At 61.6% G+C, this 13,340-nt stretch carries 8 protein-coding genes and 1 pseudogene; 5 read left to right on the top strand and 4 right to left on the bottom strand.

What is annotated here, in order from left to right:
* Positions 1 to 437 precede the first annotated feature (437 nt).
* Entirely contained in the window at positions 438 to 3,227 is a 2,790-nt protein-coding gene (locus L981_RS00045) for a bifunctional aconitate hydratase 2/2-methylisocitrate dehydratase (RefSeq protein ID WP_043610587.1), read from the top strand.
* Positions 3,228 to 3,609: 382 nt separating this feature from the next.
* Here the strand turns inward: L981_RS00045 and L981_RS00040 are convergent, their stop codons facing one another.
* The 4 genes and pseudogenes from L981_RS00040 to L981_RS00025 all read right to left on the bottom strand — a co-directional run bounded on the left by L981_RS00040 (position 3,610) and on the right by L981_RS00025 (position 8,875).
* Positions 3,610 to 4,290: a type 1 glutamine amidotransferase domain-containing protein gene (locus L981_RS00040; protein ID WP_043610584.1), complete on the bottom strand. Its 681-nt coding sequence runs from the start codon at positions 4,288 to 4,290 to the stop codon at positions 3,610 to 3,612.
* A gap of 216 nt (positions 4,291 to 4,506) precedes the next feature.
* Positions 4,507 to 5,733 carry an alanine racemase gene (locus tag L981_RS00035; RefSeq protein WP_052201489.1) on the bottom strand — a complete coding sequence of 409 codons (1,227 nt, stop codon included), beginning with the start codon at positions 5,731 to 5,733 and terminating at the stop codon, positions 4,507 to 4,509.
* 41 nt (positions 5,734 to 5,774) lie between these two features.
* Positions 5,775 to 7,654, bottom strand: a pseudogene (locus tag L981_RS35925) (ABC transporter ATP-binding protein).
* A gap of 267 nt (positions 7,655 to 7,921) precedes the next feature.
* A complete protein-coding gene (locus L981_RS00025) occupies positions 7,922 to 8,875 on the bottom strand; it encodes a LysR family transcriptional regulator (protein ID WP_043610583.1) in 954 nt (317 codons plus the stop codon).
* 124 nt (positions 8,876 to 8,999) lie between these two features.
* On the opposite strand from L981_RS00025, the gene L981_RS00020 reads away from it, so the two are divergent.
* The 4 genes from L981_RS00020 to L981_RS00005 form a co-directional block, all read left to right on the top strand.
* Positions 9,000 to 10,928 (top strand): ABC transporter substrate-binding protein, encoded by a 1,929-nt coding sequence (locus L981_RS00020; protein WP_043610582.1) that lies wholly within the window; start codon positions 9,000 to 9,002, stop codon positions 10,926 to 10,928.
* A 73-nt stretch (positions 10,929 to 11,001) separates the two neighbouring features.
* Entirely contained in the window at positions 11,002 to 12,039 is a 1,038-nt protein-coding gene (locus L981_RS00015; RefSeq protein ID WP_244546825.1) for an ABC transporter permease, read from the top strand.
* Positions 12,036 to 12,908 carry an ABC transporter permease gene (locus tag L981_RS00010; RefSeq protein ID WP_029742577.1) on the top strand — a complete coding sequence of 291 codons (873 nt, stop codon included), beginning with the start codon at positions 12,036 to 12,038 and terminating at the stop codon, positions 12,906 to 12,908. The genes L981_RS00015 and L981_RS00010 overlap by 4 nt, the downstream gene beginning before the upstream one ends.
* Positions 12,909 to 12,943: 35 nt before the next feature.
* A partial coding sequence (locus tag L981_RS00005; RefSeq protein WP_043610579.1) for a serine hydrolase occupies positions 12,944 to 13,340 on the top strand: 397 nt, incomplete at its 3' end.

The raw sequence follows: 13,340 nt of genomic DNA, 5'->3' as shown, positions 1-13,340 counted from the left end.
GTCCAAAAGAAAACCCCGCCGGGGAAGGCGGGGCAAGGCTCGCGCCCAGTTGGCTCTGGGACGCGGGGAAGAAACTCCATCAAAAGACTGACACGCGCACATAGCCAAGAATGAAGCGCCACGGGAAGGTCACTTTCCGCGAATCCGGTACGCCGTCACTAATATATCAATCGCTTAACTGTGGGCCTGACTCAATGAGAAGTCAGGGCCATATCGCCCATGTAGGAAATCGAAGTTTGCCATAATCCAATCCGATGCGCGTTCAAGGCAACGTCTAGTCCATTAAACTTGAATTCAAACCACCACTTTTTAACGCGGTTGCGGTATCTTGTCAGCCGGCGTTGGTTGACGTAGTCGAGGCGTATAACCACCTCAGCCAGCAAAGCTGTTCAACGAACGGCATTGGACGGCACATACCTCTAAACGTTGAGATAGCGATGACCCTTTACCTCGATTACCTGGCTGAGATCAAAAGCAGAGAAAGTCAAAAGCTCGCTCCCAAACCGATCGATGACGGCGGGCTCGTGGCCGAAATCATTGCGCTGATCGAGGATGCCGGCAACGAGCACCGGACGGATGCCCTGAAATTCTTCATCTACAATACGCTGCCGGGCACGACGAGTGCGGCTGGCGTCAAGGCCGCGTTCCTGAAGAAGATCATCCTTGGCGAAACGGTAGTTTCCGAGATTTCCCCCGCATTCGCTCTGGAGCTGCTCTCGCACATGAAGGGTGGTCCCTCGGTCGAAGTGCTCTTGGACATTGCCCTTGGCGATGACGCCGCAATAGCCGGGGAGGCCGGTGAAGTGCTAAAAACGCAGGTTTTCCTCTACGATGCCGACATGTTCCGGCTGCGTGACGCCTTCAAGGCGGGCAATGCGATCGCAAAGGGCGTTCTGGAGAGCTACGCCAAGGCCGAGTTCTTCACAAAGCTCCCGGAGGTCGAGGACGAGATCAAGGTCGTGACCTTTATCGCTGCCGAAGGCGATATCTCGACCGACCTTCTGTCTCCCGGCAATCAAGCGCACTCGCGCTCGGACCGCGAACTGCACGGCCAGTGCATGATCACGCCCGAGGCGCAGCAGGAAATCGTGGCGTTGCAAAAGCAGCATCCGGACAAGCGGGTGATGATGATCGCCGAAAAGGGCACCATGGGCGTGGGCTCGTCGCGCATGTCGGGCGTCAACAACGTGGCGCTCTGGACGGGTAAGCAGGCCAGCCCCTACGTGCCCTTCGTCAACTACGCCCCGGTCGTTGCAGGCACCAACGGTATCTCGCCGATCTTCGCGACAACCGTCGACGTAACCGGCGGCATCGGCATCAACCTGAAGAACTGGGTCAAAAAGACAGGTGAAGACGGCAAGCCGATCCTCAACAATGACGGCAATCCGATCCTGGAACAGAAGTTCTCCGTCGAGACCGGCACCGTTCTTTCGTTGGACGTGAAGAACAAGAAACTCCGCGACGAGGCCGGCCAGGAACTGGTCGACGTCGCTTCCGCCTTCACACCGCAGAAGATGGAGTTCATGAAGGCGGGAAGCTCCTATGCCATCGTATTCGGCAAGAAGCTCCAGACCTTTGCCGCCCAGACCCTCGGCATTGAGGCCACCCCGGTCTTTGCCCCGAACAAGGAAATCACCGTCGAGGGCCAGGGCCTGACCGCGGTCGAGAAGATCTTCAATCGCAACGCCGTCGGCGTGACGCCGGGCAAGACCCTTCATGCGGGCTCCGACGTGCGGGTGAAGGTGAACATCGTCGGCTCGCAGGACACGACCGGACTGATGACCGCGCAGGAACTGGAGGCGATGGCGGCCACCGTCATCTCGCCGCTCGTGGACGGCGCCTATCAGTCGGGCTGCCACACGGCCTCGGTCTGGGACAAGAAGGCGCAGGCAAACATCCCGAAGCTCATGAGCTTCATGAACAATTTCGGCCTGATCACCGCCCGTGACCCGAAGGGCGTCTACCATTCGATGACGGACGTGATCCACAAGGTATTGAACGACATCACCGTGGATGACTGGGCGATCATCATCGGCGGCGACAGCCACACCCGCATGTCCAAGGGCGTCGCCTTCGGCGCGGACTCTGGCACAGTTGCGTTGGCGCTTGCCACCGGCGAAGCGACCATGCCGATCCCGCAATCGGTCAAGGTGACCTTCAAGGGCACCATGCAGCCTTACATGGACTTCCGCGACGTGGTGCACGCGACCCAGGCGCAGATGCTCAAGCAGTGTGGCGACAACGTCTTCCAGGGTCGCATCATCGAAGTCCACATCGGCACGTTGCTCGCCGACCAGGCCTTCACCTTCACCGACTGGACGGCCGAGATGAAGGCCAAGGCCTCGATCTGCATCTCGCAGGACGAGACGCTGATCGAGTCGCTCGAAATCGCCAAGTCGCGCATCCAGATCATGATCGACAAGGGCATGGAAAACGCCGCCGGTACGCTGAAGGGCCTTATCGCCAAGGCCGATGCGCGCATCGCCGAGATCCGCTCGGGCGAGAAGCCGGCGCTGGCTCCCGATGCCAACGCGAAGTACTTCGCCGAAGTCGTTGTCGACCTGGACGTGATCGACGAGCCGATGATCGCCGACCCCGATGTCAACAACGCCGACGTGTCCAAGCGCTACACCCACGACACGATCCGTCCGGTTTCTTACTACGGCGGCGCCAAGAAGGTGGACCTCGGCTTCGTCGGCTCGTGCATGGTGCACAAGGGCGACATGAAGATCGTCGCGCAGATGCTGAAGAACATCGAGAAGCTCGAAGGTAAGGTGGAGTTCAAGGCGCCGCTGGTCGTTGCCGCCCCGACCTACAACATCATCGACGAGCTGAAGGCCGAAGGCGATTGGGATATCCTGCAGAAGTATTCGGGCTTCGAATTCGACGACCTGAAGCCGAAGACTGCGAACCGGACCGAATACGAGAACATCCTCTATCTCGAACGTCCGGGGTGCAACCTGTGCATGGGCAACCAGGAAAAGGCGGAGAAGGGCGATACGGTTCTGGCAACCTCCACCCGTCTGTTCCAGGGGCGGGTCGTTGAAGATACGGCCGAGAAGAAGGGCGAATCGCTGCTGGCCTCGACCCCGGTCGTGGTGCTGTCAGCGATCCTTGGCCGCACGCCGAGCATGGATGAGTACCGAACCGCTGTTGACGGAATTGACCTGACGAAGTTCGCTCCGCCGAAAGCGACGCCAATCGATTCCTTGTCGGTCCATTATTAAGGCTTTGAGGGCCTGAGTGGCATTGTTGACGCCGACTGGCCTCATAGCGGGGATACTCCCCGCTGTGAGGCGCGGGATGCGAAGTCATTGGCGTGCGCTCGATGCCGTGTAGGAAGCGGTCGCCCACCACTTCCTACAACTGCCGCAGCCCTCGGAAGTCCTCAGCCTTGACCGTCGACGATGCCTTGGCTTCTATGCCCACCGGGAACTGTCGTCGCAGGCCTATGGCTAAGACAGCGCCCAGGGATGTGGATCTTTGTAAGGCGCCGCCTGTAACCAAGTCCACGCTGGGCGCGGCCTGCCGTTGAACGCCGGCGAGCACTGCCCTAGCGAAGGCGAGGCGGCTGTTCTTGCTGGCGACGCGCCTCGATCCATTCTCCGATCACGGTTTCAAGGCGGCCAGGAGGGCTTTTGCCGTTTCGCCAGACGAGGCGGGATTCTGGCCGGTGATGAGCCGGCCATCGACGACCGTGTGAACGCCCCAGTCCTTCACCTTCGAGAAAACGGCGCCGAGATCGAGCAACTCGTCTTCCACCAAGAAGGGCACGACCTCCGTCAGGCCGACGGCCGCTTCCTCGGAATTGGTAAAACCGGTGACCCTTCGACCGTTTACGAAAGGTGTGCCGTCCGGGTTCTTGACGCGGTGCAGAACTCCGGGGGCGTGGCATACGAGGGCAATCGTCTTGCCCGCCGCAATGAAGGCTTCGAGCAGCCTGATCGAGTTTCCGTCCTCGGCGAGATCCCACATCGGACCGTGACCGCCGGGATAGAAGACGGTGTCGAAGTCCTTGTGGTTGACGCTGTCGAGGCGAACCGTCTCGGCGAGCTGGGCCTTGGCTTCCCGGTCAGCCTTGAAGCGACGAGTGAGGTCGGTCTCGAACATCGGTTCATCGCTCTTCGGGTCGAGTGGCGGTTGGCCGCCCTTGGGCGATGCAAGGGTGATTTCGGCCCCGGCATCCTTAAAGACGTAATAGGGAGCCGCCAGCTCTTCGAGCCAGAACCCTGTCTTCTTGCCGGTGTTGCCGAGGGTGTCGTGCGAAGTGAGGACCATTAGGACCTTCATGGATCATATCCTTTGCACTGGAGGAGTGGATTTGAAGTCCGATCAGCCGCGTCGGCTTCTCGATTCACTGACATTGGCGTCGCAATGACATCTGGGAGATCTAGGTCGCAGAAACCAGCAATCCATCTTGATGATGGAAGAAGGAGCGAGAACTTCAGCTCGCTCAAGGGCGGCGATTGATCGCCGCCCAGGCGGCCGAAAAGGCCGGTGCGCTCTTCAGGTCTGACCGTTGCGCGCGTCGACCGGCAGGCGGGCTGCGGTGCCATCCGCGCGCGCCAGGACGAAATTGTCGAAGTTGGCGATCGAGGCGCAGGAATGGTTGGGGAACACGCGCACGCGGCTGCCCAGCGGCAGGGGGCGCCCGGAATGGGGGACGAACCCATGTTCCTCGGACAGTCGCTCGAGCGTCCACAGGCCGGTCTCGCCATCGCCTTCGGCGCTGACGACCGTGCCAAACCCCGCGCCGCCCATGCCATGTGCGCCGCGATCGGAGCTCATCGACTTCGAACCAGCGTCGATGATGAAGTGCGCCTCGTTTGACGCAACGACGCGGGCGACGACTGAAAGCGCGAGGTCGTCGGCGCTGCAAACGCCAAGCCGAAGGGCTGTGCCGTCCAGGAAGACGTAATTGCCGGGCCGGATGTAGTCGACTTCCTGGGGCAGCGGTGCACCGAGGCAAGTCGGCGTTGCGCCGACGGAAATGCAATCGACGGCGATTCCGCGTTGCCGAAGCCGATCGGCGAGGCCGGCGAGGGCCTCCGCCTCGTCGTGGGCGATCTTGGCCAGGGCATGGGGCTCCGGAGCCGCGTAGGCATGTCCGGCGTGCGAAAGCAGTCCGGCAAATCGCAAGCCGGGGGCGCCGGCGATCCTTGCGCACAGTTCAGGCGCTGCCGGGTCATTGGGTTTGAGGCCGACGCGGCCGAGGCCAACGTCGACTTTGAGGAACACGCCGATCTCGACGCCGTGCCGGCTGGCGGCCTCCGACAGCGCATCGACACCTGTTTCGCTTGCCGTAATCGTGCGCAGTTCCACGCCCCGCGCCTTGACCGCAGGCAGCAGGCGATCGAGCGACGCCGCGCGGACGATGGGATAGGCCAGGATGATCGACGGAATCCCGGCTTCGGCAAAGACCAGCGCTTCGCTGGGCTTGGAGGCGGTGATACCGCGCGCACCTGCGGCCAGCTGTTGCCGGGCGATGTGGAGGCTCTTGTGCGTCTTCACATGCGGAAACATTGCCACGCCGGCTGCATCGGCACGCTCCTGCATGGTCTTGATATTGCGGGTGAGCCGTTTCTCGTCGACCTCGATATAGGGTGTCGGTCGCTCGGCGGCCGTTGGACGCAGGAACCCTGTGGCCTTGGTCCCGCTTGCGCTGTCGCTGATATCTGTCGCCGCTAGGCCGGCAGCGCTGGCAGCCGGTTGCGTCACTTCGAAAGTGCTCATGATGGGATACTCTGATCTGGAATGGCTTATCGCGGCTACTGTTAGCCGGTTGCGACCTGGCGCACGTAGTGGGTCGATGAGATTTGCCGCATCGTCAGTTCGGAAGGCACGAAGTCCGGCGCACGCACCGCACTTGGAATTTCGTCGGACATCGGCTGGCGCCCTTCCGGACGGCGCGTCGGATCGGCAATTGGCACGGTCGATAGGAGCTTGCGGGTATAGGGGTGCTGCGGATTGCCGAAGACCGAGCGGCGATCGCCGATCTCGACGATTTCGCCGAGATACATGACTGCAACGCGGTGAGCGATACGCTCGACCACCGCCATATCGTGGCTGATGAACAGAAGGGCGATCTGCATCTCGCGCTGCAGGTCCATGAGGAGGTTGATCACCTGCGCCTGGATCGTCACGTCGAGCGAAGCGACCGCTTCGTCGGCGACGATGAGGCGCGGCTTGAGGGCAAGCGCCCGGGCGATACAGATGCGCTGGCGCTGCCCGCCGGAAAACGCATGCGGATAGCGCTCGAGATGCTCAGGTGAAAGCTCTACCTTTGCCAGAAGTTCGGCGGCGCGCGCGCGCATGTCCCCGGTCGAACCCAGCTTGTGGACCCGCATCGGATCCGTCAGCGATTGCTCGATCGTCATGCGCGGGTTGAGCGAAGAAAACGGATCCTGGAAGACCATCTGCGCTTCGCGCCGAAATCGCGCGAGGACAGCGCGCGGCGCGCCGATCAACTCGGTTCCATCAAAGCGGATGGAGCCAGATCGCGGTCGATCGAGCTGCATGAGCGAGCGGGCGACGGTCGACTTGCCGCAGCCGGATTCACCGACCAGCGCCAGGGTCTCACCGGGAAAAATATCGAAGGAGACGTTCTCCACTGCGTGCACCCGGCCGGAGACGTGGCCGAACAGCCCGGCCTTGAGATCGAAGCGCGTCACCAGGTTTCGCACCTCGACGAGTGGGCGAGAGGCTTGCGTCATATGAGCCGGCGCGTTCATTGTGTCGCCTCCGCGGGCTGCCGCTCCGGTTCAAACACCAGCAGCGGAAATTTCTCCGGCGCATCCTTGTCGGCCATGCTGCCGAGGCGCGGCACGGCGGAAATCAGGGCACGCGTATAGGCATGCTTCGGCTTGGCGAAGATGTCATAAACCGAACCCGTCTCGACGATTTCACCCTTGAGCATCACGCAGACCCGGTCTGCGACTTCCGCAACGACGCCCATGTCGTGTGTAATGAACAGCACCGACATGCCGATTTCGCGCTGGAGCGCGCGAACCAAATCGAGGATCTGCGCCTGAATGGTCACGTCGAGCGCGGTCGTCGGCTCGTCGAGGATCATCAGCGATGGGCGGCAGGCAAGCGCAATGGCGATCATGACGCGCTGGCGCATGCCGCCGGAGAGCTGGTGAGGATACTGGTCGAGCCTGCGCTCCGCATCGGGCACCCGCACGAGCTTCAGGGTGTTGAGTGCGATCTGGCGCGCTTCTTCGGGTTTCTTGTTCTGGTGATGGATCACCGCTTCGGCAATCTGGTCGCCGACGGTGAAGACCGGGTTCAGGCTGGACATCGGGTCCTGGAACACGATCGAGATGTCCGCGCCGCGAAGGGCTTCGACCCGCTTTTCCGACAATGTCGCGAGATCGGCGACCTTGCCATCCTTCAAGCGCATCAGCACCCGTCCGCCGGTGATCGCCGCGCCGTCATATTCCGTCAGTCGCATGATCGTCATGGCGGTCACCGATTTGCCGGATCCGGACTCGCCGACCAGCGCAACTGTCTCGCCGCGCGCGATGCGGAAGGAGACGCCCCGCACCGCGCGCAGCTGTGAGCGGGTGCCGGCCGCGAAGGAAACCTCAAGGTCTTCCACGGATAGGATGACATCCTCCGGCAGTTCAGGGGGCGCGGATTTAGACAGGAACATCAGCACATGGACCCGATTTGGAGGGGACGTTGCCCTATCAGGTCTCGCAACGGGGTTGCATCCTGTCAATATGCCCGGATGGTGGAGAACTCCCTGGGAGGTTGACCGTCAGTGCCCGGGCGGCATCCGAGCGGCTTCGGTCCGTGCCACAAAACCGAGTGAAATCAATGTGTCGCGAATGTGGCAATCGAAACTATGCGCTTTCTGCATCGTGTCGCCTGTCTTCGCATATGGTCTCGGTCGGGCGATTTCGGTCATGACGGTGCCTCAGGCAGCGTCGATGCCGGCATCGAATCCGTTCTTGTACTGTGGCAGTGCCGCACACTGCTTGAGATGCTGCCACAACGCATCGCTGTCGGCGCTACCAGGGCCGGCGCGCCTGAAGATGCGGATCTCCATTTCGAGCGACATTTGTGGCCCGCCGATCTGGACGAGGCGGCCTTGGCGCAGGGCTTCCGCCACACAGATCTGCGGCAGCCAGGCGACGCCCCGCCCGGCGACGGCCATGTGCTTCAGGCCGTCGGCAAGGCCCGACTGGTAGACGGTGCTGAGGTTGAGCGGGCGGCGCCAGCGGGATTGGATGAGCGTTGCCAGCTTGCCGATGTAACCGTCGCTCCAGGAATAGGCGAGGTAGGGAATTTCCGTGGTTTCAGGCCCGTCGATGTCGAATAGCGGCCGGCCGCTGTCATCTGTTCCCGAGACGAGAATGAGGCGATCCTTGCCGATCTGCAGGGATTCGAACGGACCGCCTTCCAGCACCGGCGGGCCATCGGGATGCACATAGGTGATGGCAAAATCGCACTGGCCCGAACATAGGTGATCGATGCTTTCAAGGAAGTCGGCGGCATGCATGCTGGTGCGAAGCGGCATCCGCGAGATTAGCGGCGAGCCGATCCATCTCGGGAAAAAATACATCGCCAGCGTATGCAGCGAGGTAAATGTCAGCATGGCCGAGCTTTCGCCCGCGACATTGCGGCAATCGGTGCGCAGCCGGTACGCCTCACGTACGAGACGCTGGCAACCCGGAAGGAACATCGTTCCCGCCCGTGTCAATTGAACAGGATAGGTGCTGCGGTCGATCAAGTCCGCGCCGATCCAGTTCTCAAGCGATTTGATGCGGCGACTGAAGGCAGGCTGCGAAATGTTGCGTGCCGTCGCCGCCGTCGAGAAATTCCGCGTGGCGGCAATTTCGAGAAAATCTTCAAGCCATTGCAGTTCCATGCCGGCCCTCATGCGTGTTTTGCATAGTCTATCCTAATTACACATTGGACAGACCTGCAAGGGCTCTTCTAGCCTCCCCTATAACGAGAAGAAAAACTTCCGCCTCCACCAAATGGGAACAACGATGAAACGCACCTTAGCCCTAGCTCTCTGCTTGGGGCTCGGCATCGCGGCTGCGCCCGCTATGGCCGAGACCAAGAACCCCGGCACCTTCGTCTTCATGTGGACTGACGACATCCAGTCGTTCGATCCGGCCTATATCGCCAACACGCCGAGCTCTTATGGCTCGCTTAACATCTACAGCCGCCTGTTGAACTTCAACGGCTCGAAGATTTCCGAGTTCGTGCCGTCGCTCTCGACCGAAGTGCCGTCGCTCGAGAACGGCCTCATCAAGCAGGCGGCCGATGGCTCCGTCAGCTACACCTTCCCCATCCGCAAAGGCGTTCTTGCTCACAAGGTCGGGATCAAGGGCGCTGACGGCAAAGTCACCTGGGAGTACTACGACAAGCTGACCGACGCCCAAAAGGCGACGATCGAGCCTGGCTATGGCCAGATCACACCGGAGGACGTGCGGTATTCGCTGTTGCGCGCCATCCTTCAGGGGCAGTCGTGGATGTCGAACGCGATCACTGAGGTGATCACCGCCGGCAAATACACCGACATCGCCAAGTGGGTCGAGACCGAAGGCGAGGTCAAATCCATCAATGACGCCAGCCCCGAGGTTTTGCGCAAGGTCTATGACCAGCTCGCCTCGCAGATCGTCGTCGACGGCGATAATGTCACGCTGAAACTGCCCAAGTCGTTTCCGGCGACGCTCGGCGTGATCGCGCTGCCCTTCGGCACCTCGGTCGTCGACAAGGAATGGGTTGCATCGGTCGGCGGCTGGGATGGTTCCGGCGACACTTGGAAGGCCCATTACCGACCGGAGCTTGGCGCCAATCCGCTGTTTGCCGAAGAAAACGGCACCGGGCCGTTCATGCTCGAGGAATGGGACCGGACCGACCGGCGCATCACCCTGAAGCGCTTCGATAATTACTTCATGGGCCCCGCCAAGCTTGAGCGCGTGGTCATGCGCACCGTGCCGGAATGGACGACGCGGCGCCTGCAGCTTCTGTCCGGTGACGCCGATTTCGTCACCGCCCCGGTCGAATTCATCGACGAACTCAGCAAGACCGAAGGCGTGAAAGTCATTGACGGCCTGCAGAAGGTATTTTCGCGCGGCGCCTTCTTTGCCTGGCCGCTCGACGACAACGACAATCCGGCGATCGGCAGCGGCAAGCTGGATGGTGCCGGCATTCCCCCGGACTTCTTTGCCGACATCGACGTGCGCAAGGGCTTCAACTACGCCCAGAACTACGATGCGCTGCTGACCCAGGTGTTGCTCAACAAGACCGTGCAGTCGCGCGGCCCGACCGTGCGCGGCATCATGGGCTACCGCCCGGATTCACCTGTCTACAGCTATGATCCCGCCAAGGCCGAGGAACACTTCAAGAAGGCGTTTGGCGGCAAGCTCTGGGACACAGGCTTTGCCTTCACGGCTTACGTGACCGAAGGCAATCCGCAGCTGACCGCAGCACTTTCGGCGCTGCAGCAGGGCCTGTCGCGCATCAATCCGAAGTTCAAGATGCAGATCCAGGCGCTGCCCTGGGCCTCCGTTTCGGACAAGCTCAACAACCGCGAAAAGCCGGCAGCACCCTTGACGGTGATGGGTTGGGGGCCTGACTATTCAGACCCGGGTGGTCCGCTCGGCGCCGCCAGCTACTACCTCTCGCCCACGGGTCTCGTCGGCGGCATGGTCGGCCAGGGCTACCGCGACCTGATGGCGGAGAAGTTCAAACCGCTCTTGGACGAAGCCTGGGCCTCGGTCGACCCCGCCGTGCGCGAGCCGATCTACGCCAAGCTGCAGGAAATGTCTTACGAATACGCCACCACCCAGTTCCTCTGGGAAGACTTCGGCTACGTCGTCACCCGCAGCAATATCGATGGTTATGTCGACAACATGATCCTCTACGGTGCGTGGGACTTCTACCCGGTCACCAAGGCCAACGACTGATTGGCCAGGGCTGCCGGGCGATCCCGCCCGGTAGCCCTTGTTTCATTTTCCCTGAAATCGGAATGTGTGAGCCGTGCTGAACTATGCACTCAGACGATTGATGATGCTGCCGATCGTCCTCTTCGCGCTGTCGTTGATGATCTTCGCACTGCAGATGTCGCTTTCGCCGACACAGAGACTGGCGGCCTACGCACCGTCGCCCGATTATCTCAAGGGCGGTCAGGAAAGCATTCGCCGGATGATCGAGCAGTACGGGCTGAACGATCCCTTCTACCTCCAGTACGGCCGCTGGATCGGCGGCGTTCTCAGCGGCAATCTCGGCTGGTCCGAGACCGCCCGCCAGCCGGTGTCGACGGCGCTGATGTCGTTGTTTCCGGCGACGCTGGAGCTGGTCGTGCTGGCCTTCGTGCCCTGTCTGCTGCTCGCCGTCTACCTCGGTTCGCGCGCCGGCATCTATCTCAACCGCTGGCCGGACCATGTCATCCGCATCTTCACCATTCTTGGCTGGTCTTTTCCGGTCTACGTCTTCGGCCTGCTGATGCTGCTGATCTTCTATTCGGCGCTTGACTGGTTCCCGCCTGGCCGGCTCAGCCAGTGGGCCCAGACCATCGTCAGTTCCGGCGATTTCGTGCGCTACACCGGCGCCAACACCGTCGATGCCCTCTTGAACGGTAACCTGGCGATCTTCGGCGACGCACTTCGTCACCTTGCCGCACCCGTCATCACGCTGACCTATGTCAACGTCGCCAGCATGACGCGGGTGATGCGCACCTCGATGCTGGAAACGCTGCGCCAGGACTACGTGCGCACCGCCCGCGCCAAGGGACTGCCGCGCCGCGTCGTCGAATTGCATCACGCCAGACGCAACGCGCTTCTGCCACTCGCAACCATCGCCGGCATGGAACTCGCCGTGATGATGGGTGGCGTGGTCATCACCGAGACCATCTTCGACTATGCCGGGCTCGGCCAGTTTGCCGCCAAGACCGCCGCCAATCTCGACTTTCCTGCAGTTCTCGGCTTCGGCCTCTATTTCGCAGTCGTCCTAGTGCTGATGAACCTGGTCGTCGATCTCATCTATCCGTTGCTTGACCCGAGGGTGAAGACGCAATGAAGTTTCTTCGTTACCTCGCACGCAATCCGGTGTCGCTATTTGGCGTCGTGATCCTGCTCGCTTTCGTGCTGATCGCCGTCTTCGCCCCCGTCTTGGCACCGCCACAGAGCTTCCAGCTTTCGCCCTACGACACGCCGCGCGCGGGTTTTTTGGCGACGCCGCAACCGCCTTCGCCGGAGGCCGTGTTTGGCACGACCCAGGGCCAGTACGACATCTTCTATGGCGTCGTCTGGGGTACGCGCACGGCCTTCAAGATCGGGCTCGGGGTCGTGGCGATCTCCGTGCTGATCGGCACGGTCGTCGGCGCTGTCGCGGCCTATTACGGCGGCGTCGTTGAAGAAGTGCTGATGCGCATTGTCGACGTGTTCATGGCCGTTCCCTTCCTGATCGCCGCCATGGTGCTGACGGCGTTGCTCGGCAAAGGCATCGTGCCCATCACGATCGCGCTCACGACATTCGGCTGGATGAGTTATGCCCGTATCGTTCGAAGCGAGATCCTGAGGATCCGCGAGATGGATTACATCCACGCAGCCAGGAGCTATGGCGCCAGCGATCTCAGGCTGATCGTGCTGCATATCCTGCCGAACGCCATGTTCCCGGTGCTGGTACTCGCGACGATGGCGACCGGTTCCATGGTGCTGTCCGCCTCGGCGCTCAGCTTCCTCGGCGTCGGCACCGAAGAGGGGTATGCCGACTGGGGCCAGTTCATCGCCTATTCGCGCAACTGGATCGTCGGTCAGCCCGGCAATCCGTTCCAGTTCTGGTACACGCTGGCCTTCCCCGGTGCGGCCGTCTTCCTGTTCGTGCTGTCGTGGAACCTGGTCGGCGATGCGCTGCGCGACATGCTCGACCCACGCCACGCCCATTGAGACCCAATCCCTTTACGACCCAAGGAGCATTTTCCATGTCCTCTCTGTCTGCTGCTTCAATCGAGCTATTCGAGGATCTGATCCGGTACGAGGTCGAGGATAAGGCGATCCCGTCGATCTCCTACGCCCTCGTCGACCGCGACGGCGTGCTTGCCGAAGGCCATGTCCAGCGCCACGACCGCCATTTCGCGATGGGCAAGGACACGTGCTTCCGTATCGGCTCGATCACCAAGACCTTCACGTCGCTCGCGATCATGCAACTGGTCGAAAAGGGCCTCGTCGATATCGACGTCGACGTCTCGACCTATCTGCCCGGCTTCAAGCCGGAGAACCCGTTCGCCGGTGCCGAGGGCGGGCCCTACGGCTCGGTCATCAGCCTGCGCAAGCTGATGACGCATACGGCGGGTATCGTGCGCGAGCCGAAGAGCGGCC

The organism is Ensifer sp. ZNC0028, assembly GCF_000799055.1.
Taxonomy (GTDB): Bacteria; Pseudomonadota; Alphaproteobacteria; order Rhizobiales; family Rhizobiaceae; genus Ensifer.
Note: the sequence above shows the minus strand (reverse complement) of the source record. Positions and strands in the feature narration are given on the sequence as shown.